The organism is Fusibacter paucivorans (assembly GCF_018390735.1).
Classification (GTDB): Bacteria; Bacillota; Clostridia; order Peptostreptococcales; family Acidaminobacteraceae; genus Fusibacter; species Fusibacter paucivorans.
In genome coordinates this window covers 57168-80168 of sequence record NZ_JAHBCL010000010.1, presented here as the reverse complement: position 1 = coordinate 80168, position 23001 = coordinate 57168, and the positions used below count along the sequence as shown (strand labels likewise).

21 protein-coding genes are annotated in these 23001 nt (G+C 42.7%); 15 read left to right on the top strand and 6 right to left on the bottom strand.

Annotated elements, in window-relative coordinates; all coding sequences use genetic code 11:
• Positions 1-124 precede the first annotated feature (124 nt).
• From KHM83_RS07230 to KHM83_RS07220, 3 genes are all read right to left on the bottom strand, one after another.
• On the bottom strand, positions 125-1264 hold the full coding sequence (locus KHM83_RS07230; protein ID WP_213236324.1) for a YibE/F family protein: 1140 nt from the start codon (positions 1262-1264) through the stop codon (positions 125-127).
• 215 nt (positions 1265-1479) lie between these two features.
• Positions 1480-2166, bottom strand: a complete 687-nt coding sequence (locus KHM83_RS07225) for an RluA family pseudouridine synthase (RefSeq protein WP_213236323.1) — start codon at positions 2164-2166, stop codon at positions 1480-1482.
• Between the two features lie 92 nt (positions 2167-2258).
• Positions 2259-3143, bottom strand: a complete 885-nt coding sequence (locus KHM83_RS07220; RefSeq protein ID WP_213236322.1) for a LysR family transcriptional regulator — start codon at positions 3141-3143, stop codon at positions 2259-2261.
• Positions 3144-3307: 164 nt separating this feature from the next.
• On the opposite strand from KHM83_RS07220, the gene KHM83_RS07215 reads away from it, so the two are divergent.
• The gene (locus KHM83_RS07215; protein ID WP_213236321.1) at positions 3308-4234 is read left to right on the top strand and encodes a carbon-nitrogen hydrolase family protein; all 927 of its coding nucleotides are present in this window, start codon (positions 3308-3310) and stop codon (positions 4232-4234) included.
• A gap of 218 nt (positions 4235-4452) precedes the next feature.
• Here KHM83_RS07215 and KHM83_RS07210 read toward each other — a convergent pair whose 3' ends face one another.
• A complete protein-coding gene (locus tag KHM83_RS07210) occupies positions 4453-4935 on the bottom strand; it encodes a hypothetical protein (RefSeq protein WP_213236320.1) in 483 nt (160 codons plus the stop codon).
• A 320-nt stretch (positions 4936-5255) separates the two neighbouring features.
• Positions 5256-5534 (bottom strand): hypothetical protein, encoded by a 279-nt coding sequence (locus KHM83_RS07205; protein WP_213236319.1) that lies wholly within the window; start codon positions 5532-5534, stop codon positions 5256-5258.
• Between the two features lie 235 nt (positions 5535-5769).
• Between KHM83_RS07205 and KHM83_RS07200 the strand changes: the two genes are divergently transcribed.
• From KHM83_RS07200 to carB, 4 genes are all read left to right on the top strand, one after another.
• Entirely contained in the window at positions 5770-6591 is an 822-nt protein-coding gene (locus KHM83_RS07200) for a nitroreductase family protein (RefSeq protein WP_213236318.1), read from the top strand.
• A 130-nt stretch (positions 6592-6721) separates the two neighbouring features.
• Positions 6722-7072, top strand: coding sequence for a hypothetical protein (locus KHM83_RS07195; protein WP_213236317.1), 351 nt, complete (start codon positions 6722-6724; stop codon positions 7070-7072).
• A 68-nt stretch (positions 7073-7140) separates the two neighbouring features.
• On the top strand, positions 7141-8211 hold the full coding sequence (gene carA / locus KHM83_RS07190; protein ID WP_213236316.1) for a glutamine-hydrolyzing carbamoyl-phosphate synthase small subunit: 1071 nt from the start codon (positions 7141-7143) through the stop codon (positions 8209-8211).
• Positions 8211-11384, top strand: a complete 3174-nt coding sequence (gene carB, locus KHM83_RS07185) for a carbamoyl-phosphate synthase (glutamine-hydrolyzing) large subunit (protein ID WP_213236315.1) — start codon at positions 8211-8213, stop codon at positions 11382-11384. Before carA ends, carB begins: the two co-directional genes overlap by 1 nt.
• 276 nt (positions 11385-11660) lie before the next feature.
• Here carB and KHM83_RS07180 read toward each other — a convergent pair whose 3' ends face one another.
• Entirely contained in the window at positions 11661-13121 is a 1461-nt protein-coding gene (locus tag KHM83_RS07180) for a sigma-54 interaction domain-containing protein (RefSeq protein ID WP_213236314.1), read from the bottom strand.
• Between the two features lie 530 nt (positions 13122-13651).
• Between KHM83_RS07180 and KHM83_RS07175 the strand changes: the two genes are divergently transcribed.
• From KHM83_RS07175 to KHM83_RS07130, 10 genes are all read left to right on the top strand, one after another.
• Entirely contained in the window at positions 13652-14482 is an 831-nt protein-coding gene (locus KHM83_RS07175; RefSeq protein ID WP_213236313.1) for an HpcH/HpaI aldolase family protein, read from the top strand.
• Complete coding sequence (locus KHM83_RS07170) at positions 14475-14858, top strand: cupin domain-containing protein (RefSeq protein ID WP_213236312.1); 384 nt, start codon at positions 14475-14477, stop codon at positions 14856-14858. Before KHM83_RS07175 ends, KHM83_RS07170 begins: the two co-directional genes overlap by 8 nt.
• Positions 14858-15628 (top strand): DUF169 domain-containing protein, encoded by a 771-nt coding sequence (locus tag KHM83_RS07165; protein ID WP_213236311.1) that lies wholly within the window; start codon positions 14858-14860, stop codon positions 15626-15628. Before KHM83_RS07170 ends, KHM83_RS07165 begins: the two co-directional genes overlap by 1 nt.
• A 54-nt stretch (positions 15629-15682) precedes the next feature.
• Positions 15683-16555, top strand: coding sequence for a DUF6282 family protein (locus KHM83_RS07160; protein ID WP_213236310.1), 873 nt, complete (start codon positions 15683-15685; stop codon positions 16553-16555).
• 64 nt (positions 16556-16619) lie between these two features.
• Entirely contained in the window at positions 16620-17522 is a 903-nt protein-coding gene (locus KHM83_RS07155; RefSeq protein ID WP_213236309.1) for a beta-keto acid cleavage family enzyme, read from the top strand.
• 223 nt (positions 17523-17745) lie between these two features.
• A complete protein-coding gene (locus KHM83_RS07150; protein ID WP_213236308.1) occupies positions 17746-18924 on the top strand; it encodes a TRAP transporter substrate-binding protein in 1179 nt (392 codons plus the stop codon).
• A 24-nt stretch (positions 18925-18948) separates the two neighbouring features.
• Positions 18949-19530, top strand: coding sequence for a TRAP transporter small permease (locus tag KHM83_RS07145; RefSeq protein WP_213236307.1), 582 nt, complete (start codon positions 18949-18951; stop codon positions 19528-19530).
• Positions 19527-20810, top strand: coding sequence for a TRAP transporter large permease (locus KHM83_RS07140; protein WP_213236306.1), 1284 nt, complete (start codon positions 19527-19529; stop codon positions 20808-20810). Before KHM83_RS07145 ends, KHM83_RS07140 begins: the two co-directional genes overlap by 4 nt.
• A gap of 81 nt (positions 20811-20891) precedes the next feature.
• Positions 20892-22076 (top strand): mandelate racemase/muconate lactonizing enzyme family protein, encoded by a 1185-nt coding sequence (locus KHM83_RS07135; RefSeq protein ID WP_213236305.1) that lies wholly within the window; start codon positions 20892-20894, stop codon positions 22074-22076.
• 92 nt (positions 22077-22168) lie between these two features.
• On the top strand, positions 22169-22951 hold the full coding sequence (locus KHM83_RS07130; RefSeq protein ID WP_213236304.1) for an HpcH/HpaI aldolase family protein: 783 nt from the start codon (positions 22169-22171) through the stop codon (positions 22949-22951).
• The last annotated feature ends 50 nt before the right edge of the window (positions 22952-23001 follow it).

Below are 23001 nucleotides of genomic sequence, written 5' to 3'. Positions count from 1 at the left end.
GATAATGAAAGCCACCGACATAAAAGGTCAATGGCTCATGTAATTACAACCGATATTATTATAGAAAAACAGCGTTAAAAGAGAGGGCGTATTTCTGTTAATGTTGGGTAAATTCCTTTTGAATTTATAAGCTTTTTTTGGTAAAGAGCATCGCGCTAAGCAGTGCGACAAGCGGTACAGTTAAGACGATTCCAATAGAACCGGCGAGGCCTTGAACGATTTCGACGGTCATCATATCGCTATTGAAGACTTGAAGAGAAGGATAGTCGTAGACTCTAAAGAGAATGAGTGTATTGAGTGAGGCGCCGGCGAAAGCCAGTATAAGGGTATTGGCCATGGTGCCCATGGCATCGCGGCCGATATTGAGCCCGGATTTGAAAAGTGATTGCCAATTGGTTTTGGGATTGAGTTGATGCATTTCGTAAACAGCGGATGTAATCGTTAGTGAAATGTCCATAACGGCACCAAGTGCGGCGATGAGAATGCCGCTGACAAGTAGTCCGCTGATTTGCAAGCCGCTGTCAGATGCTCTCAAAACCAGTTCTTCTGCTTCAATCATATTAAAGCCGCCAAGCGGTGTGATGATTCCGGCGAGATAGGCGATTGCGCCGGCAAATGAAACGCCGCCGATGCAGCCGATAATAGCACAAAATGTTTTTCGTGAAAAACCGTTAAGCAGTACGAGTGAAGCGACGGCGGTAATACTTACTAACAGGACAGCAGAGGGGATCACCGGAAAACCTTTAAGCATCATTGGTATGAGCATGAACCAAATGCTGAAGATAGTAAAGAACAGTCCCAAAATGGCCATAAGCCCCTTTTTGCCGCCGAAAAGCAACAATAACAGGATAAACGTTGTGACGAGCACGATGATGAGTGCACTGCGGTCATAATTGGCAATTGAAGCGATTTTGGGGTTTTTGGGGTCGTCATTATCCAAACGCACAATGATTTTCATACCTTCTTTCAGATCAATATTCTGGTAGGCATTTAGATAATTGACGGCATAGAGTTCCCGTCCTTTATAAAGACCGCTGTCTATGATGGCGACAATTTCTTGTGTTCCCAATCTTAAACCTTCTGTCCAAATGTCTGGTGAAGCATTATCGTCTAGAATTTCTGAAACATGTGCTTTAACAAAGAGCAGTTTGCTGGCAGCGGTAGGCACTTCGCCTTCTGATGGTGTATTAAGCCAGTAAATACCGCTTGCATAGAAAAGGCAGAAAAGGATGGTGATAATGAGTGTTTTGGTATTGATCTTCATATGATTGCCACCTTTGTCATAAATTTTACCATCTAAGGCGATTGTCTCATTTATCCGTTCGTATAAGGCAATACATCACATCATCAACTCAGGATTAAAATTTGAAGGATGTCATTGTCTCAATGGTATATTGCACTTTACTATTTTCTTATCAGTGTAAAAGAGACTGTCGCATCTTGCAAGTGTACGGATGATAAAAAAATGTTAAATCCACGTTAGTCTGTGGTTACTTGATAGATAGATTGCATGGGTTCGACAGATGGCGGCAGTTCAAAATGATAATGTTTTTTTTGATCTGAGAAAGTCAATGCATATGCCCATAGCATTAAGGGCTCGTTGGCAATGACGACGCCGTATTTTCGATCGCCAATGACGCCGTGTCCCAAAGTGCTCATCTGACAGCGTATCTGATGCTGCCGCCCTGTATCGAGATGAATTTCAAGTAAACTGACGGGCTGATTTTGCCAAGTATCGTGGCGGAGACACCGATAGTGGAGGATGGCCTTTTGATAGCCGGGGGCGGGATTTTTACTGACGGTGACATAATTGGCTTTTGAATCAGCCGATAGATAATGACAGACGTCGGCAGACTCAGGTACGATATGTCCTTGTATCAGAACGAGGTATTTTTTTTCGACACGATGGTTTCGAAAGGCTTCGTTGAGTTTCTTGGTAGCATCCGGCGACTTTGAAAGGAGCATTAAACCGCCGGTAGGCTGATCAAGCCGATGAACAAGGCCGACATAAGGATTTTCAACACCGCATTTAAAGGTCATATAATCCTCGGCAAGATCTAGCATAGAAATGCTGCCGGCACGCGTTGCTTGTACAGGTGTGTTTTGTGGTTTGACGACGACCATGAAACGATCGTTTTCAAAGAGGATTTCAAGCGATTTTAGCATAGGGTTGCAGCATCAGGCGATGCTTTCCTCCATTCGTAATGATTTTAAGATACTGAACAACTTTATCGTATCGGTAAAGCAATGGCAATCTTTTATGATAAAGACAAAGTAAATGCATTAATAAAGGCCTTTTTCGCAGGTGATAGCCACTGATTTTGAAGAACGAGTATTTGCAGTGACAGTTCAATGCTGCAATTTTTAACATTAACAAGGGCAATCTCGCCGTTTTCAAGTGCATTGGTCAAATTAAACGACGGCAGCAGTGAAATGCCAAGTCCTTCACGGACGCAGTCGATAATAATTTGTGTATAACCAATTTCCAGAGAATCATTGATACACAAAGCGTGTTCAGCTAAAATTTCTTCAAATACCTGTCTATAATTGCAGCCTTTCTCCGTTAATAGAAAACGAGCTCTTGCAAGATCACTAAGCGAGATGGCAGCATGATGAGCATATGGGGAATGATTATCAGCAAAAAATTGAATGGGCACAGGCTTTGAAAGCATACATTTAAATTTAGGATTCCGGATAGGAATATCCAATGTCACAATTAGATCGAGTGTGCCTTTTTCGAGCATAGACAGAAGCTGTAGCGTCGTAGCAACGACGACTTCTAGTTTTACATCAGGATAATGCGACAGAAAATGACTTAGGACATCGGCATGCTTTGAAGCGCTGATGGACTCGAGCATGCCGACTTTTAGTGAACCTACAGGTGCGGCATCGCCTTGAAAATAGGCGTTTGCTTCTGCTTCCAGTTTAAGAATTTGATAAGCGTATGCAAGAAGCTGACAGCCTTCGCTCGAGAGAGAAAAGCGCTTGCCGTGCCGAATAAAAAGGGAGACGCCCAGCTCCTTTTCAAGCGAATCGATTTGTGCTGTGATTGTTGACTGTGCATATCCCAACTGTTCCGCTGTTTTGGAAAAACTGCCGGATTCTGCAACGTGAACAAACGATTTAAGATTTCGAAATTCCATTAATTGCGTTCTCCTTATCGATAAAAGCGATAATACATACCATATATTTCATCTGAACTGATATTAAAAAAATGGTATCATACAAATAGAGCGGCGACAATGCCGTAATGAAAATATTGACGTAAACATTGGCCAAGTCGGCAGAAAAAGGGGAGGACGATTACATGAAAATACTGGCAGACAAATGCAAAGTAGCGGTTGTTCAAGCGGCACCCATTTTATTTGATAAAACCAAAACCATTGCAAAAGCTGTTGCATACATCGAAGCGGCTGGTGCTGAAAAAGCAGATCTCATTGTCTTTCCAGAAGCATATGTGCCCTGTTATCCTCGAGGCTTCTCGTATGGATTTGTCGTCGGCAGCCGTACGATGAAGGGACGGGAAGACTGGAAAGTTTATTACGATGAATCCGTTGTGGTACCGGGTGATGAAACGGCGAAGATTGCCGAAGCTGCCCAAAAAGCTGGTATCTATGTCGGACTTGGCATTTCGGAAAGAGATGCAGTCAATGCGACACTCTATTGTACGTATTTGCTCTTTAGTCCAGAGGGTGAAATTGTTTCAAAACATCGAAAGCTAAAACCGACGGGAACGGAACGCTGTATTTGGGGAGATGGTCATGAAGGTGCCATTTCGACGGTTGAAACACCTTTTGGTACAATAGGTGGACTGATTTGCTGGGAAAACTATATGCCGCTTGCACGTGCGGCACTCTATCAAAAGGGGGTTGCGATTTATCTTGCGCCAACGGCTGACAATCGCGAGGAATGGCAATGTACAATGCGGCATATTGCTGCGGAAGGCAGGTGTTTTGTTGTCGGTTGTAATCAATATGTGACGAAAAGCATGTATCCTGAGCGATTCCACTATCAAAGTGAGCTTGAATCTTTATCGGAGGAATTGTGCCCCGGCGGAAGCTGCGTTGTGGATCCATATGGCAAGTACGTGATTGAGCCAATATGGAACAAAGAGATGATTGCCTATGCAACACTTGATATGGCACAGGTGCCATTGAGTCGAATGGACTTTGACCCGACGGGACATTATGCCAGACCGGATGTGTTTGAATTGATCGTACATGACAATAAGTAATTAAAATCTTGGCAATCATCGCACTAACGAAATCAGAGAAAGCGGCAATGTGAAAAAGATGCATGGCATGTCCATCTTTATGAGCTTGAAATGCAATACATGGTTGTGAAAGTTCAACGAAAGGCATTGTTTATTTTCACATAAAAGGCCCCTCCGGATAGGATGCTTAAATGCATCAACTTGGAGGGGCTGTTATATGGAAGCTGTCAGCTATATTTTTACGCGATGCCGGTTGCAACGACTCTTAAATGGACTACCATTGGCTGATCGTAGCCGGGAACATTGTCAAAGCGGTTAAATTCTGTAACGCGAAGGATAAAGGTTTCACCTTTTTTGTCACCTGCCTTTGGCGTCATATACATTTTGTAATCTAATGCAACGGTATCATTTTCAACAACGCAATTTTCAATGGGGCCCATATCCATTTCATAAGCATCGCGCTGATGTTTCATGGCTGATCGATAGTCTTTGTAAATCTGCGGTTCTGGGCCAATTGCTTCTATAACACATTCATCCGCGTATAGACTGTCTGCAATTTTCAACCAGCCGGCATAGTCGGGAACCCATTTTGCCCACCAGTCAAACATTCTTAGTTTTATTGCATTTTCAAATGCACTTCGGCCTGGTATTTCAGATTTTACTTCTTGTAAAACGTTTTCTAAGCCTGTATCTCTTTGTTTACCATAAATTGTTTTTGTCATTTTAATGAACCTCTTTTCTTATTAATCAATCCAGTTGGGATTGTATAAGTTCACTATAATGATCACATATTTATAAATCATTCAAAATTTGTTTATAGAATATGAATCATAGAAATTAGTTTTTGAGAGGAAATTGCATCCTACAAAAATACAACCTACGTGAAGGATTACTTAAAGGTAATGATGTAATTGTCTTATCTGAAAAAATTAAATTAACAAAAGAATAATTGACAAAATAAAAAAACGGTCATTTCAAGGATCTTGCTTGAAATAACCGTTTTGGATTTTACGTAAAGCGTTATGTAGACTAATCGAATGATTTACGAAAGAATCACCGTTTTTAAATCATATAAATGATAGTCGAGCGGCAATTCGTCTGTAACAAATTTGCCAAGCATCGGATGACCAGTCATCAGCATAGAAGCGAGCCGATTTTCTTCTTTCATATCGAGTTTTGAACGATATGCTTTACCAGTTGCCGGATCTTGTAGATTGAGTGTATGATTATCAACGGTAACCACGCCTAAGACATTGTGGCTGAAAGAACAGGTTGCAAGGTTCAACATTGAGCCGTTTTCAAGTACCAAATAACTTTTCATACATACCTCCTCGTATTGTCGTCTCACGGAACGACTTAAATAACTACTAATTATTATACAATGGAATGAATATTTATTAACGATATTATATCAAAATTTGTGATGTATTGCAAGCCATTGTACTGAATATTTTTTGTAAAAAGTGGTATAATATAATAGATGTAAGTACGTGCTGCCCTAGCGTACAGACAAGCAATATCATCATGGCGGAAGGGCATATGAGAAAGGAGTTAACATGGATCGGATAAGACAGAGAACGTCGGTTCGAGCTTATGAACTGTCACCATTTAATGTCGAGACCCTAAAGCCCCTACTCAGGCAATGCCGACGCGGGGTGTTCGGCAATATACTAGAACCTGAAATCGTCGATACGGAGACAGCACGCGACATAGGCATTACGCGTTTTTCGTCATTTGGTGCGATTACAGGCAGTCCCGCTTATCTTTTTGCGCGCGTTCCAAATGAGCGCTCTATCCTCATAGATTACGGCTATAGCCTGGAACACATGGTTTTAAATCTCACTGCCGAGGGATTGGGTACATGCTGGATCGGCAATATACCTAACAAGGGCAGAATCGAGCGTCATTTAGGCCTTGAAGACGATGACAATATTCCGGCGCTGATTAGTGTTGGTTATCGTGCTGATGAGGCGAGTTGGCATCAAAAAATCAGGGCAAAACACGGGAGAGAGCGTAAGCGAATCGACCAGTTGTTCTTTGCAAATTTTATCGGAAGTCCTTTAAAAGGATACCATATCAATCGCTACGAACCGATTTTTGAAGCGGTTCAAAGAGCCCCGTCGACGATGAATCGTCAGCCGTGGCGCATTGTGATTGACGATACTGTTTTTAGGTTTTATATGCAGTCAGATTATCTAACAGAGCAAGGGCTGAATCTCAAATACATTGATATGGGCATTGTCATGTGTCATTTTGGCATTGCAGTTGAAGCCATGGGCTTTAAGGGTCAGTGGATTAATGAAGTGATTAAGCCGTTTGAAAAATACGAGTATATTACGAGTTTTGTTATTGAAGGTTTTTCAAATAAACTGTCATGAGACTGTAGATATTTCAATTCATTTTATGCAACTGTTATAAGAGGACATTTTGTCCTCTTTTTTTCAAAAAACAATTGAATAAATATAAAATGTTATGTATAATCACTTAAAAGACTGAGGTGATAAAAAAGTGCAGGAAACCATTATTTTTGCTTATCGTGAAGACAATCTAAATTCAAAAGTGCTTGCTTGGATGGAAGCGCAAGCCAATGCGCGGCGTATTGCCGTCCATTTTTCAGAAGTTGATGCACCAATGCTGTCCAATGCTGCAACTGCGATTGGTGCTAACCGCGTGTATATGATTGAAGGTGAAAAAGCGCAAATTGAAAGCGCCGGATATCGGGCAAAAAAAATAATGGCGATTGCAGAGAAGGAGAATGCCGACATCATTGCTGTTGATGAAGGCCTTTTAGAAATACTCAGTCAAATGGTGAATGATAAAAAAAATATAAAAATAGTTTCACCGGAAGCTCAGTTGTGATATCATATAAATTTAGGTAGACAGTAATTAATAATGTACGAGATACATTGATTAAAATGGAGGTATGCATGAAAGGTTATCTTTTGCTAGAGGATGGCTTGATATTTGAAGGCACCCTGTTCGGGTGTGAGACTGAGACCGTAGGCGAAGTGGTTTTTAACACTGGGATGACTGGCTATGAGGAGATCATCACAGACCCTTCATACTACGGTCAAATTGTTATTTTGACCTATCCATTAATTGGGAACTACGGCATAAGCCATGAAGACGAACAATCACGCGGGCCTAAAATCAAAGGACTCGTCTGTCGTGAATTCGTTGAAGACTATTCAAATTGGCGCGGCAAAGATAATCTGTCAGATTATTTGAATAACAACAAGATCGTCGGCATTCAAGGCATTGATACCCGTGCGTTGGTTAAGCACATTCGAGACAAGGGAACCATGATTGGGAAAATTGTCAGCGAAACACTTTACGATGTCAATAAAGCAGATGTTTTCGAAGGTTTGGAAGAAGGCGTTGATATCCTTAAAGCCGTAACAACACCAGATGCTTATGATTTGGGCAAAGGTGACCTCAAAGTGGCGGTGCTTGATTTTGGCATTAAGCGCAATATTTTGGACTCACTCGTGCTGCGCAACTTAAATGTCAGAGTATTTCCTGCCTTTACATCGGTAGAGAATATTATGGCATACGCGCCAGATGGCATCTTTCTGTCCAATGGTCCCGGCAATCCGGAAGACTATGTCGAAGTCATTGAAAATGTGAAAACATTGCTTGACTTAAAACCAGTTTTTGGCATCTGTCTCGGACATCAGCTCATATCGCTGGCGCTTGGTGCTAAGACGGAAAAGTTGAAATTTGGTCATAGAGGCTCCAATCATCCGGTCAAAGATCTCGTCAATGACAAAATCGTTATTACGAGCCAAAATCACGGTTATGTGGTCGTCGATGAAAGTCTGAAAGACAAGCCCGTCACCGTAACGCATTTGAATTTGAACGATCGGTCTATTGAAGGCCTGAAACATAATGAGTTGCCGATTTTCAGCGTACAGTATCACCCGGAAGCTTCTCCGGGTCCCGGTGATTCCAGTTATCTGTTTGATGAATTTATTCGTATGATGAAGGAGGCTGAATAATGAAACGTATTCTCGTCATTGGTTCCGGCCCAATCGTCATTGGACAAGGGGCAGAATTTGACTATTCGGGCAGCCAAGCCTGCAAAGTGTTAAAAGAAGAAGGTATTTACACGATACTCGTCAACAACAATCCTGCGACGATTATGACAGATCGCGAAATGGCGGATGCCGTTTACCTTGAGCCTATAAAGCTTGAATTCTTGAAGAAAATCATTGAAAAAGAACGCCCTGACGCTATCATCCCAGGTATTGGCGGTCAGACGGGTTTAAACGCTGCCGTCGAACTTCATGAAAGCGGCGTACTCGATGCTTACGGCATTGAAGTACTCGGAACTTCTATTGAAGGGATTAAGCGATCAGAAGACCGTGATGCTTTTAAAAAAGCAATGGAAAAAATTGATATTCCCGTGCTCGAAAGCTATCCAGTCACCACATACAAAGAAGCACTTGAGACATTGAAACATTTAGAACTTCCGTTGGTTGTCAGACCGGCCTATACCCTTGGGGGCACGGGCGGCGGTATTTGTCATACCATGGAAGAGTTTGAAACCGTTACGAAACGCGGCCTGTCATTATCGCCAGTTAGCCAAGTTTTGATTGAAAAATCACTGATGGGCTGGAAAGAAATTGAATACGAAATTATGCGCGATGGCGCAGGCAACTGCATTACCATCTGTAATATGGAAAATATTGATCCGCTCGGCGTACACACGGGAGACAGCATTGTTGTGGCGCCATCACAAACACTCAGTGATCGTGAGTATCAAATGCTGCGGAAAGCGGCGATTGATATCGCAGGCGAACTGGAAATCGTCGGCGGCTGTAATGTTCAGTATGCACTTGACCCGGATAGCTTTCAGTTTTACGTTATTGAAGTCAATCCTAGGGTTTCTAGATCATCGGCGCTGGCTTCCAAGGCGACGGGCTATCCGATAGCCAAAGTGTCGACGAAGATTGCGCTTGGCTATCATTTAGACCAAATTGAAAATGATATTACAAAGAATACCTATGCCTGCTATGAGCCGTCATTGGATTATTGCGTCATTAAATTCCCTAAATGGGCATTTGACAAGTTCCCAGAAGGTGATAACTCACTTGGAACGACAATGAAGGCAACTGGTGAGGTCATGGCCATTGGCAATAACTTTGAAGCGGCTTTCTTAAAAGCCATTCGGTCATTGGAACTGAATCAGTACAGCTTAATGTTTGAACCGCTGATGAAACTTACTTTGACAGAACTTTTTGACAATATTAAATTTCCAAAATCCGACCGCATATTCTATGTAGCGGAACTGTTAAGACGTGAAGTGACGCCGATTGGGATTAATGCGAGAACTGGGATTGACCTCTTCTTTCTGCATAAATTGAAAAATATTGTCATGCTCGAAAATTTTGTGCGCAAATCGGTGCTCAAATGCATCACGAAAGATCAGATGACAAAGATGAAACGCATGGGGATGTCGGATGCATTCCTTTCAAAGCACTTGCTGGATCATCCTTCAGAATTTGACGTCAGGACTTATCGTAAAAATATGGGCATTGTTGCATCGTATAAGATGGTCGATACCTGTAGCGGTGAATTTGAGGCGCTGACGCCTTACTATTATTCAACTTATGATCCGTTTGATGAAAATGAGCGCACTGATCGCAAAAAAGTAGTCGTCGTTGGTTCGGGCCCCATTAAAATTGGACAGGGTGTCGAATTCGACTACTGTTCTGTCCATGGTATTATGGCACTTAAATCAAAAGGCTATGAAGGCATTATCATTAACAATAACCCCGAAACGGTCAGTACCGATTTCGACGTTTCCGATAAACTGTATTTTGAACCGCTGACCATTGAGGATGTCCTGAATGTCGTTGAGTATGAACAGCCAGAAGGTGTTATCGTACAATATGCAGGCAATACAGGGCTTAAACTTGCTGATTCGATGAAAGACTACGTACTTGGTACAGATTACGATCAGATTGATGCGAGTGAAAATCGTGAGCGCTTCTATCAACTTATTAATAAAGCAGGAATTAAACATCCGGAGGGGACGACTGTTACGACACCGGAAAAAGCACTTGAGGCGGCAGAAGGCTATGGCTATCCGGTACTCGTTAGACCAAGTTATGTCATTGGCGGTCTCGGCATGAAAATTGTTGAAACAAAGGAAACGCTGGCGACCTACGTACAGGAGCTGCTTGATCTTGGTAATGAAGACGTTCTCGTCGATAATTATCTTAACGGCAAGGAAGTGGAAGTCGATGCAATCTGCAACGGCAGCGAAGTATTGATCCCGGGTATTATGGAACATCTTGAGCGCGCGGGTATTCACTCCGGTGACAGTATTTCCATCTATCCGCCGCCGGCTTTGAATGTCGATGTTAAAAACCGCATTTTTGAGATAACAAAGAAACTCTCTGAAATCTTTGAAGTCAAGGGTCTGATGAATATTCAGCTCATTATCCAAAATGGCGAAATATACATCATTGAGGTCAATCTTCGTGCATCGCGTACGGTACCATTCCTCAGCAAGATCACCGGTGTGCCGATGATTAAGCTGTCAACGGGCATTATGCTTGGACAGACACTTGCAGAGCAGGGATACAGTACGGGTCTTTACCCTGAAAAAGATGTCTATGCAGTGAAACTGCCTGTCTTCTCCAACGACAAACTCGTTGGTATTGATATTGCCCTTGGACCGAATATGAAGTCTACAGGCGAAATCATGTGCATTGAAGACACAGTGGAACGCGCGTTGTTAAAGGGATTTATTTCCTTAGGCAATGCGGTTGACAATAAGGGAAAAGTCGTTTGCCAGCTCGATTACTTAGACGAGCAGCTCTACGAAGTAGAAAAGATCGTCGACGGTTTTGCATCAGCAGGCCTTGAAATCGTAACAGATCAGGCAACCGTTGCCTTCTGTGAAGCCAATCATATTAAAATGCCGAAAATGTCAGTATCAGATGATCTCGTCGAAGTAATCAACGACGGCGACGTAAAATTTGTCGTTACCAATTTGTCTGGTGAAGCGGGTAAGCAGTCATTTGGTCTTAGACGATATGCGACTGAAAAGAAGATCCCGTGTGTTCATGCCTATGATACGTATCGTGCATTTGTCAAATTGATTAACACCAAAGAAGGCCTTGATGACCTTCAGGTTTACGATATTAAAAAAATTGGTTAAAGGCGTTAAAATCAATAAAATAAAGCCTTGTCTTGCATGATGATTGAGCAGATCAGATGCACGGCAGGGCTTTTTTACGTTTATCGACAACATTATACCAGTTAACCGAGAGCAGTAAAATGAAACGGCGTTTCTTATTGTTCGGCGAAAGGATTGTGTTTACATTTTAGGAATGCGTATGTTTAATGTAGCGCATGTTTGTTATGGCATACACTTGTTATGGTGCATGTTTGTTTGTAAGGCTAGTGTAACGGTTGTAAAAGGCAGTGTATGTCATTACCACAGGATATTGTATTTTTTTGCTTTACGTGCAATTTTAGACTGTGTCGTATGCAAATGCTCCGCGGCTTTATAAGTACTGCCATATTTATGCAGTGAATCCTCTATCAATTTTCGATCAAAAGCTTCGAGTGCTTCATCGTAACTTAAATCAGCGGTTTCAGCGACTGCGGCTTCATCCTGATAGAGAATGCAGCGTAAATCAGCCTGTGTAATCTTGTCTTTGCTGCCAATGATGACAATGCGCTCAAGTAAATTTTCCATTTCACGAATATTGCCGGGCCACTGGTAATTCTTTAAAAGCATAATGGCATCGTCAGAAAGACTTTTTAATTTGCTGTATTTGCGATTGAACTTTTCGACGAAGTAGTCGGCTAATTCGGGAATATCTTCACTTCGTCCTCGGAGTGCAGGGATATGGATGGGAATAACGTTGAGACGATAGAAAAGATCGCTGCGGAAAAGCCCATTTTGAACACTTTGATATAAATCAACATTTGTTGAAGCAATGACTCTGACATCGATCTTAATAGGCTTTTTACCACCAATGCGCATGATTTCCATTTCTTGAAGCACGCGAAGGAGCTTTGACTGGAGATTGAGCGGCAGCTCTCCAATTTCGTCAAGGAGAATAGTCCCCTGATCGGCGACTTCAAACAGTCCTATTTTCGTTTTATTGGCGCCTGTAAAGGCGCCTTTTTCATACCCAAAGAGCTCGGATTCAATTAAATTATCCGGTATAGAAGCGCAGTTGATTTTAACAAAGGCCTTGTCAGCACGATGACTGTTCCTATAAATTTCATTGGCAAAGACTTCCTTGCCAACGCCGCTTTCGCCAGTGATTAAAACGGTGACGTTCGCTTTTGAGACAAAGGCGATGTAATCCTTTATTTTTTTAATTTCTGGGCTGTTGCCAACGATCTTTGGCGATACCTGCTGCATTTTATAATAATTCAGTTCTTCTAAAATCATTTCGTTTTTTTGTATTTCTTTTTCAAGCTGTTGCGCCTGATGAATGGATTCGGTGACGTTTGCTAGTGTCGTCACAACATAGCAGACCTTGTTATCGCGCAAGATGGGGGTGCTGGTGACAAGCATCTTATTATGCTTTGTTTCGTGCTTTGCGGAATACGTGAACATCGCTATTTTCGTCTTGGTTTCCAATACTTTTAGTGCAACGGAATCCTTTAGTGCTTCCTTAAAGTGTGTGACGTTTTGTTCGCTGTCATCTTTGTCCGCATCGTAATCAATTGAAAAGTAGAATTTCGTCATAGAGCTTCGGAGCACGTCATTGATTTTAAAACCAATGGCTTCCTCTTTAGACACGCCAATGTGCTTTACCCACTTATCGTTAACGGCGACGACAATGCCGTTATGATCGATAATGTGCGTTGGCAGTTCGAGAACATCTAGAATATCCTGCAAGTTGATGGACAAATTCCATTCGACACTGTTCATGATTTGCTGGCCCCCTCTGTGGTTACACGACATCAAATTTACTTCAATCTAACATGATGTTTTTAAAAAGTCAACTTAAGGTACAATGATGACTTAAAGCGCAAGATAAAAACAAGTCGAATATGAGTTGATTATCTGATTGTGTGAAATAAGAACGCTTGAGGCACGATGAAGCAAAATACAATTGCCTATATAAATCAAAAACGACTTATTGCATCTATTGAATAATTACAGTAAATGCTTTGAAAGAAATGTTGATATGGCCTATTTTGAGTGATTTCTTAAAAAAGTTCAAAATTTTAAAGAAATATCTCAATTAAACGAAGCAACAAACGAGTCGATATTGACTTGATGGATTTTCAAAAATCAGCAAATTGAAGTATATCTCTTCACTGTTTAGGTGAAATGATGCTTACGCTCATCGTCAGAAGCTGCAAACGCGTTGAAAACAGAGCGTTTAAGTTTTGAAGATGATATTTGGCATCACTTTTGCGTTAAGTCTAGACGAGCTTTAAAAAGGAGGTGAAGGATTGGCGTATCCATCGCAATTATCCCTGAAAGCAAAATTAAGTCAAGGCGGGCTCTCTGTGGGAACGTATATCAAACTTAATAATGCTCAAATTGTGGAAATGATTGGCTATTCGCAATTTGACTTTATCATTGTCGATGCCAGACATAGTGCTTACAGCTATGAATCCATAATGACAATGATCCGAACGGCGAATGGCGTGGGCATGTCGGCAGTTGTGAGGCTTCCTTCAAATCAGGAAGAGCATATTCTTCATACAATTGATTTAGGTGCGCAGGGCATCTTGATGCCGATTGCCGATGAGTTGGCAGAAATAGAAAGTGCTGCTACCTATATGCGATATGCACCACTTGGGAGATTGGATTTTGCACTGACAACACGCTCCGGACATTATGGTCTTTATGAAAGTGATGACTATATTGAAGGATTCAATGAGGCATTTACCAGCATGGTGATGATTGAAAATCTGCAAATGGCAGGTCGCATCAATGAAATATGCAATATCCGCAATGTCGATGTCATCTTTATTGGCGTTGCAAGTATCAGTGCTGAGATGGGCAAACGTGGACAAACCAATGATCCTGAAGTACTTGCTGTCGTCAGAGGCATTACAGAAACAGTTCTAAGGAGCGGCAAGTATCTAGGGGCGTATGCCGGATCGATGGAAGAAGTGACGCTCTATGAGGCGTGGGGAATGCATATGGTGGCATACAGTTCAGATTTGTTAATGGCGGCAAAGAGGTTTCAGCAGGCCTATGAAGAACTGAATACATTTAAGACAAAGCGCTATGAAACATTATCAAAGCAAGTTGAGGAGGCAAAGAATGAGTAAAATTGCAAATGGCAACTGGAATGAAACAAAATGGCAGCCGCTGAGAGCGGGTATTGAGCGCGTCGTTTTCGCGATGGAAGCAGACACGCTATGCTGTACGGTGGGACGCGTAGAAAATGGTAATGAAGTAAAACCGCATACGCATCCAAATGAGCAGGTGGCATTAGTCCTTGAAGGCGAGTGCGATTATTATGTTGACGGCGTACCCTATCGCTTAACACCGGGTTCATGGGTAACGGTGCCGCCGAATGTCGAGCATTATATCCATGTTTACGATAGCACGGTACCTTGTCTGCAAATGGATATTTTTACACCGGACAGACCGGAATATACAGAAAGCTTTACCGCATTTTTAGCTGAGAAAGAAGGCAAATAATGCATGATGAAAGCAAAGTAGCGTGGGAAGATATCATATCAAAATTAGTGAAGTACCTTCGCTATGCTGAACCGATCATCGGGTTGCAGTTTTGTGAAACGGAAGAAGCTTTTCAAGCGGTAAAAGGTGTTCGCACCAGTCCTAAACGGCATGCGGCATGTCAGCTCATTGGACAAGCCCGCTACTATCGTTGGACGATGGGGATTAGACATCACAATTTTCACGCAGATTATTGCCGTGTCATCCACGGTTTTGAAAAACCGGATGAACGCTTTGAATCCGGCAAAATGTTTGCGGATATCTGGCACGATCCTGAAGCGGCAAAGGCACATCACTGTCAGCTCAATATTCTGTCAAAGCAGGTTGTTGGTATTATTGCTTCACCAGTGGACAGTGGCAAGCTGACACAGACAGATGTCTGTATTCTCTATGGTGATTCTGAACAGTTTTTTATGCTGCTCAGCGGATACCTGTATGGTCAATATGAGAAACTGTCATTTACTTTTTCAGGTGAATCTGCGTGCAATGATTCTTGGATTAGAACCTATGAAACAGGCAAACCGAGCCTTGCGCTCCCTAGTTTTGCAGAGCGAAAATTTGGCGGTACGAAGGCGCATGATCTCGTTCTGACAATGACGCCAAAAAATTTGGAACGTGCTTTAGAAGGCCTTGAGAAGCTTTATAAAAATGGTCTTCGCTATCCAATTGCGCCTTATGGCATTTCAACGGATATGATGGCAGGGCTCCCAGACAGCTATGCAGCGTTTTAGAAAATGCTGGTGTATTCAAAAGAATAATGCGGTCATCTTAAGGAGGTGTTATGCATGAATCGATCCATACTCAAGGGACTTATTGATTTACATGTTCACACGGGGCCTTCAACGGCAAACCGCGAACTGGATGTAGCTGATATGCTGACGGAGGCGCGTGCGGCTGGTTATAGAGGGTTTTTAGTAAAAGATCATTATTTCCCATCTGCACTTGGTTGTACCATGATTGAAAAACATTTGGCAAAGGGTGATGTTAGAATATTCAGTTCGTTGGCCCTCAATCATTCTATGGGCCTTTTTAATCTCAAGGCAGTTGATACAGCACGTCAAATGGGGACACAGATGATTTATTTTCCCACGGTGTCAGCAAAGAATCACATTGATGCTCACAAGGGGAATTTTGCGGGATCAGGAATGGCATCGGTAAAAGAAGAACCCGTTGTCTATGTTGATGAAGACGGTGTGATGATGCCGGAAGCTGTGGAAATTTTAAAATACATGGCTGCTAATGACATGGTATTGGGAACGGGGCATGGCTCTGCATGGGAAATTGACCATCTGGTAACAAAAGCATTTGAAGTGGGCGTTAAACGTGTTCTTGTCAATCACCCTCATTTTCATATTGGCGCGACTTATGAGCAAATGCAAAAATGGGCAAAGATGGGGGCTTATATTGAGCTGAATGTCTGCGTCTTCTCAGATGCATCCAAATTGGGGCCTCTACCTTGGCATATTGTCGATGAAATGCTTGAGGCATTGCCAATCGACTGTTTTATTCTCGATTCGGATATGGGACAAAAGGGCAATGGCAGCCCGGTTGAAGGCATGATGACCTTTATAAATTTACTGGAATCTCGTAATGGCCTAACTGAGGCTGATATTGAACTCATTGGCAAGACTAATCCAGCAAAACTCATGAGGTTTTAAACGTTTGATGACGAACACCAAGAACGAAAAGAAAGTTATAAAAGAAAGTAGAGGGAAAACCGAGATGCGTCAAGTAATCATTACTGCAGCGTTAACAGGTGCTGTACACGTGCCGAGTATGAGCCCGTATTTACCCATTACACCAGAGGCAATTGCAGAGGAAGCAAAGGCAGCTTACGAAGCAGGCGCTGCCGTTGTACACGTTCACGCTCGAAACCCTGAAACCGGAGAACCGTCTTCCTCAAATGAACTCATGTCAGACATATTGGAGAGGATTCGTTCGAAATGCGATGTGATCGTCTGTGTTACGACAGGTGCCAGCCAGCTTATGACAACGGCAGAAAGGCTGTTGCCGGTTGAAGTGTTTAAGCCTGAATTGGCTTCTTGCAATGCTGGGACAATGAACTTTGTCTTGTCGGAGATTGCAGAAAAAATTGATGATGGATTCGGCTGGGAAAAGCCATATCTCATTAAGACGCGGGACAATGTTTTTAAAAATACTTTCGATGGTTTACAACATTATATTGAGACGATGTCGGAAGTGGGGACGAAGCCGGAATTTGAAGTTTATGATGTAGGGATGATTAACAACTTGGCCTATTTTAAACAAAAAGGCATTCTCAAAGGGCCTATTTACATCCAATTTGTCTTGGGGATTCTAGGCGGTATGCCGGCAACCGTTGAAAATTTAGTGTTTTTAAAACAAACGGCAGATAAGCTGATCGGTGATTACGTATGGTCAGTAGCAGGGGCTGGCAGGGCACAGTTTAATATGGCGATGGTTGCGATTGCACTGGGCGGCAATGTCCGTGTTGGTCTTGAAGACAATCTCTATATTAAACGAGGCGTCTTGGCGAAATCCAGTGCTGAACAAGTGGCGGCAGTTCGTACAATTGCTGAAATATCAGGTCATACAATCGCTTCAGTCGAAACTGCAAGGGCGATGTTGGCAATTAAAAACAAATGACACCTAAGTAGAGCTATCAAAGTAAACAAAAACAATGTGAGTGACCAAAGGTTTGCGACAGCATTTAAGAGTGTAATGACAACGTAAAAGGGGTTGCAGCAGGCAGGGATGTCGATCGCATTCGTTCAATGAATGCGTATGTCAATTGAAGAGACGCTTCAATTGGGGAATTAGAAATTAGATCATATGAAAAAAGAATCGTAATGATGAAAGGGGTCAAACTATGAAAAAAATGCGTTATTTGTTAACCGTGATAATGATACTGTCGATTGTTTTGTCAGGATGTGGAGGATTAGGCAGTGCGCCGTCTGAAACACAGAACAGCGATAACAATGAAAGCAATGCATCATCCTCTTCAAGTACAGAAGTTTCACAAACAGAAGAAGTAAGGGTTGGCCTTGATAAAAATGTTTATGAAATTCCGCAGTATACCCAACAAGAGGGTGTACGCATTGCCAGAATTTCAACATCACTCAGCGCGGCGGACTATGGCGTGACCCCATCGGGTGTTCTCTTTAAAACGATGGTTGACGAAATTGAAGCGCGAAGCGGTGGCAAAATAGTGCTTCAGATTTATCCTGCCAATCAGTTGGCAAGTGGTGCGGATCAAATTATTAGCTCATTAGCTTCAGGTGCTTTTGAAATCTCAGAGCTTTCAGCAGGTAGCTGGGGTGATTATACAACCGCTTTTGCACCTTTGAACATTCCTTTTCTCTATAAAAACATTGATGTTGTCCACGCGATTATCGACGGTGAAATAGGTGATGAAATGGTACAGCAGGTTAGAGAAGACTGTAATGTTGTTCCAATTGGCTTTATGGAGCTTGGTATGCGCCAAATGACGAACAGTTCCCGTGAAATTCACGCACCGGCGGATTTGTCGGATTTAAAAATCCGCGTACAGTCGGATCCTATTCAAATAGCGGCTTTTGAAGCGTTAGGCGGATCTTGCGTATCGGTACCGTTTTCAGAATTATTTACAGCACTTCAACAAAAACTTTGTGAAGCACAAGAAAATCCTATTCACAATATCGTATCCAAAAAATTCTATGAAGTTCAGCCGTATTTGACGGTATCAGAGCATTCTCCAACAGAATCGATACTCGTATTAAGCGGTGTTTACTGGGAGACTTTAAGTGATGAGGAAAAAACGTGGTTCGAAGAAGCGGGGAAAATGGCAACGGATGCTTCTAGAGTTGCCTGTCAGCTGCAAACAGAGACATTGCTAAACCAAGTAGAAGACTACGGCATTACTGTTACAACTTTAACACCTGAAGAAAAACAAGTTTTTGTTGATCAAGTGATGCCTGTTTGGGATATGGCGGAAGAGATCATGGGGCAGGAAAAATGGAATGAACTCCTCAAAGCCGTTGACAAAGCGGAAACACAGCTTGGACTGTAGTTAAAGATTGCAGAAGGTGACGATATGACTGAACAGCAAAAGAAGTTTTCTTGGTACAAGATCGTTGACAATATTGAAATCTACATTGGTACTGCGATTTTTCTCATACTGCTCGTCTTGTTAACTGTGCAGGTGGCGTTTCGGTATATCTTTGGCATTTCATTTTCATGGATTGAAGAGATTTCAACCATCTTAATGATGTCAATGGTTTACTGTGGTGTTGCAGGCGCTGTGCGCGGCAGAAAGTTTTTAAGAATTGAAATTTTAGTTGATAAAATGCCGTTTAAGATTAAACGCATTCTCTTGATCTTTGACAATTTAATGCAGGCTGCATGGATTGTCTTCATGCTCGGACCATTCTTTAACGTGATGAAGAGCATTGGTGGCGGCAGGACTTCTATCCTGCGGCTGCCAAAGTTTTATATCTATGCGGTTATACCGGTGCTTTTGATATTGACACTGATTAGAACAGCTCAGGAGATCAATATTTTAATGCACGAACATGAAACACAGCTTGGCAAATCGAAGCCGGCTATTGATCTCGATGCCATTGTACGTGAACGCGATGAAGCGTTAGCAGCGAAGAACGGAGGTGCTTCACAATGAGTATTGGTTTGATTTTTTTACTGCTCTTTGTCTTGCTCTTTCTAGGCGTTCCAATTGGGATCAGTATCGGCATTCCAATTTGCCTGTTGGTTTGGCAGACGCAAATTACAACGTTTGAGTTTATTGCACAATTTATGTATACAAAGCCGTCAGAATTCACACTTTTGGCATTGCCGTTTTTCATTGTCGCAGGAGACATTATGGATACGGGCGGGTTATCCAAACGACTGGTTGGGGTAGCCAATAACCTGATTGGCAATGTGACAGGAGGTCTTGGTATTGTTGCAATCTTAGGCTGTATGTTCTTTGGCGCCGTTTCTGGATCTTCGCCTGCTACGGTTGCAGCCATTGGAACGATTATGATACCGCAAATGGTTCGTGCTGGTTACGATAAGTACTATGCAACAGGATTAATTGCAGTTGCAGGGGGACTCGGCATTATTGTACCGCCGTCGTTTCCGCTAGTGCTTTACGGTGTGACTAACGATGTTTCCATATCTGACTTGTTTCTAGCTGGATTTGGACCTGCGCTTGTTGTTGGGATTGTCTTGGTCAGCATTAATTTTATTTACAGTAAGCGATATGGCTATAAGGAAGAAGGCAAAACCGTTCACTTTAAAGAACTTCTAAAATCTATATGGGATGCGAAATGGGCATTACTCATGCCTGTTATCATTTTGGGCGGGATTTATTCCGGCGCTTGTTCGCCTACCGAAGCAGCTGTTATTTCTTGTGTCTATGGACTCTTTATTGGCGTATTTGTTTACAAGGAACTTGATGTTCGAAATATCGTGCCAATGTTTAAAAATAAAGTGGATTTTATCGGCGGCGTTATTTTTACATTTGCACCTGCCGGTGCCATGGGCGCGATCTTTGCCTATCTTGGCTATACAACTGTTGTCAAAAATTTCTTCTTGGGTATTTCAACGAATCCTTACGTTATTGTCTTGCTCATGTACGCTTTGCTGTTTGTCGTCGGCATGTTTGTCCAGACGATGCCAGCTATTGTTATCCTTTCGCCGATTCTTTTAGGCGTTGCTGAAGCGGTAGGTATTGATCCGGTACACTTTGGTCTGATCGTCACACTGGCACTTGCGGTAGCCTTTGTTACGCCGCCGGTTGCATTAAACCTGTTTGTAGCATCTTCCATGACAGGATTGAGTATGGAGCGGATTACGCGAGCGGCCATGCCGTTTATTGCTGGATTGCTCGCGGCGGAAATTATTGTTGGCTTTAATCCGATCTTGACGACGGGAATCATTGATTTCTTCGGAAAATGACGGGTTTGTCGCTAAAACAGATATAAGAGAAAAGCATAAATGTACAGCGGCAGACGCTTGCAGAGAGATGAGGAGAAAGATATGAAAATTACAAGTGTAGATATTTTTTTAGTAACCATAGGTCGCCCTTCGGTAAAAGGGAGTCCATGGAATCCCGTTGTTGTTCGCATTAATACCGATGAAGGCATTTCCGGTTATGGTGAAGTCGGGCTGGCATACGGCGATACCAAAGAAGGGCCATTTGGCATGGTCAAAGATTTTGCCAAACTCATTATCGGGATGGATCCCATGAATAATGAAGGTGTATGGAATAGACTGCACAATACCTTTTGGGGTCTCGGCGGCGGTCCGGTTATTTACGGCGCGATGAGTGCAATTGATATTGCGCTTTGGGATATCAAGGGTAAAGCGCTGAATGTGCCGGTTTACCAGCTTCTGGGCGGGAAGGTCAATCAGAAGCTGCGTGCCTACGCCAGCCAAATTCAATTTGACTGGGGGCCGGAGGCAAAAGCGCTGGTTCACCCCGAAGAATATGGTGAAGCATGCAGCAAAGCAAAGGAAGACGGCTATAATTGCATTAAAGTCGATCCGCTCTGCTTTAACATGGCAGGCAAATACAAGGGATGGTCAGTCACAGGTATTTTACAGCAAGACCAATTGAGAATTGTCCGCAACCGTGTTAAGGCAATCCGTGAAGCAGGTGGGCCGGATATGGATATCATCATTGAAGTGCATTCTTTGACAGATGTCAATTCAGCAGTACAACTCGCTGAGGCAATCAGAGAATTTGGCATTTTTTATTTCGAAGAACCGACAATGCCGATGAATGTGAGCAATATGCAGCAGATTGCCAGAAGAACCAATCTCCCAATTGCATCTGGTGAGCGAATTTACACGAGATGGGGCTACAGACCGTTTTTCGAAGCGGCGGCACTGCAAATTATTCAGCCGGATTTAGGCAACTGCGGCGGTTTGACAGAGGGCAAGAAAATTTGTGATATGGCGAGAATTTATGATGTCGGCGTTCAAGCGCATGTATGCGGCGGTCCACAGGCGACTGCGGCAGCGCTTCATTTAGAGGCGGCGATTGATAATTTTGTCATTCACGAGCATCACCAAGCAGCATTGCTTCCTGAGAATATTATGACGGGCATCTATGATTATCAACCGGTTAACGGGTATTTTGAAATCCCAGATTTGCCGGGATTAGGACAGGAACTTAGCGAAAGAGCAATGGCAACTGCCGTGAAAGTAACGGTTAAATAGCGATAAATTCTCAATGGTACAATTTCCTTATTTATTTTAATAGGATGCCGGCGAAATAATGCCGCATCAAACTTACGAAATGGAGGCAATAGGTGATAGAAAGTACTATGAAACAAAGAATGCTTGACGGCGAAGTACTCGTCGGCGCTTTCTTTAAAGCAAATAATCCCAACATAGCGGAGATGATGGGCTATGCAGGCTATGATTTCATCATTATTGACAATGAACATTCGAATTTTGACCATGTTGATGTGGAACATATCGTACGTGCGGCAGATGGCGTCGGCATTGATTCCATCGTGCGCATTGCCAGCGGTTCTGAAGAAAACATTCTTCATACACTTGATTCAGGTGCAACGGGCATCCAAGTGCCAAGTGTTCGCAATGTCGAAGATGTTAAAAATTTTGTACCATTCACAAAGTATTATCCAGCTGGTCATCGCGGCATGAACGTCAATCAGCGTGCGGCGAGATTTGGCTTTATGAAAAGCAGTGAATACTTCCAAAAGGCAAATGAAAACACTTTGGTTGTCGTCCATGTTGAAAATCTCGAAATGGCAGAACAAATCGATGCACTTTGTGCCATTGACGAAGTCGATGTCATTTTCATCGGCCCTGGGGATTTAAGCCAAGCAGTTGGCAAGCCAATGCAGGTGAATGCACCGGAAGTAATGGCTGTCGTGGATCGCATTATCGAACGCACGCTTGCAGCGGGAAAAATTCTCGGGGTTTGGGTCGGCAATGTTGACGATGCCAAACGCTATATTGATAAAGGCGCGCGCTATTTAGGTTTTAAATCTGATTCGTCCATTCTCGTCAATGCGTTAATGGCCGTTGGCGGCGAAGTAAAAACATTAAAAGCACACCAAAAGTAAAAATGGCGTATAACGCCAGCGAGATACTGACTGGCGAAAGGCTGACTAAA

What these genes read in the sequence shown, in the direction of transcription:
- KHM83_RS07200 (WP_213236318.1), top strand. Translation starts at nt 5,770, where the DNA reads ATGGATCGGATAAGACAGAGAACGTCGGTTCGAGCTTATGAACTGTCA.
- KHM83_RS07155 (WP_213236309.1), top strand. Translation starts at nt 16,620, where the DNA reads ATGCGTCAAGTAATCATTACTGCAGCGTTAACAGGTGCTGTACACGTG.
- KHM83_RS07220 (WP_213236322.1), bottom strand. Translation starts at nt 3,143, where the DNA reads ATGGAATTTCGAAATCTTAAATCGTTTGTTCACGTTGCAGAATCCGGC.
- KHM83_RS07215 (WP_213236321.1), top strand. Translation starts at nt 3,308, where the DNA reads ATGAAAATACTGGCAGACAAATGCAAAGTAGCGGTTGTTCAAGCGGCA.
- KHM83_RS07150 (WP_213236308.1), top strand. Translation starts at nt 17,746, where the DNA reads ATGAAAAAAATGCGTTATTTGTTAACCGTGATAATGATACTGTCGATT.
- KHM83_RS07145 (WP_213236307.1), top strand. Translation starts at nt 18,949, where the DNA reads ATGACTGAACAGCAAAAGAAGTTTTCTTGGTACAAGATCGTTGACAAT.
- KHM83_RS07170 (WP_213236312.1), top strand. Translation starts at nt 14,475, where the DNA reads ATGAGTAAAATTGCAAATGGCAACTGGAATGAAACAAAATGGCAGCCG.
- KHM83_RS07160 (WP_213236310.1), top strand. Translation starts at nt 15,683, where the DNA reads ATGAATCGATCCATACTCAAGGGACTTATTGATTTACATGTTCACACG.
- KHM83_RS07165 (WP_213236311.1), top strand. Translation starts at nt 14,858, where the DNA reads ATGCATGATGAAAGCAAAGTAGCGTGGGAAGATATCATATCAAAATTA.
- KHM83_RS07140 (WP_213236306.1), top strand. Translation starts at nt 19,527, where the DNA reads ATGAGTATTGGTTTGATTTTTTTACTGCTCTTTGTCTTGCTCTTTCTA.
- KHM83_RS07205 (WP_213236319.1), bottom strand. Translation starts at nt 5,534, where the DNA reads ATGAAAAGTTATTTGGTACTTGAAAACGGCTCAATGTTGAACCTTGCA.
- carA (WP_213236316.1), top strand. Translation starts at nt 7,141, where the DNA reads ATGAAAGGTTATCTTTTGCTAGAGGATGGCTTGATATTTGAAGGCACC.
- KHM83_RS07135 (WP_213236305.1), top strand. Translation starts at nt 20,892, where the DNA reads ATGAAAATTACAAGTGTAGATATTTTTTTAGTAACCATAGGTCGCCCT.
- KHM83_RS07225 (WP_213236323.1), bottom strand. Translation starts at nt 2,166, where the DNA reads ATGCTAAAATCGCTTGAAATCCTCTTTGAAAACGATCGTTTCATGGTC.
- KHM83_RS07210 (WP_213236320.1), bottom strand. Translation starts at nt 4,935, where the DNA reads ATGACAAAAACAATTTATGGTAAACAAAGAGATACAGGCTTAGAAAAC.
- carB (WP_213236315.1), top strand. Translation starts at nt 8,211, where the DNA reads ATGAAACGTATTCTCGTCATTGGTTCCGGCCCAATCGTCATTGGACAA.
- KHM83_RS07180 (WP_213236314.1), bottom strand. Translation starts at nt 13,121, where the DNA reads ATGAACAGTGTCGAATGGAATTTGTCCATCAACTTGCAGGATATTCTA.
- KHM83_RS07230 (WP_213236324.1), bottom strand. Translation starts at nt 1,264, where the DNA reads ATGAAGATCAATACCAAAACACTCATTATCACCATCCTTTTCTGCCTT.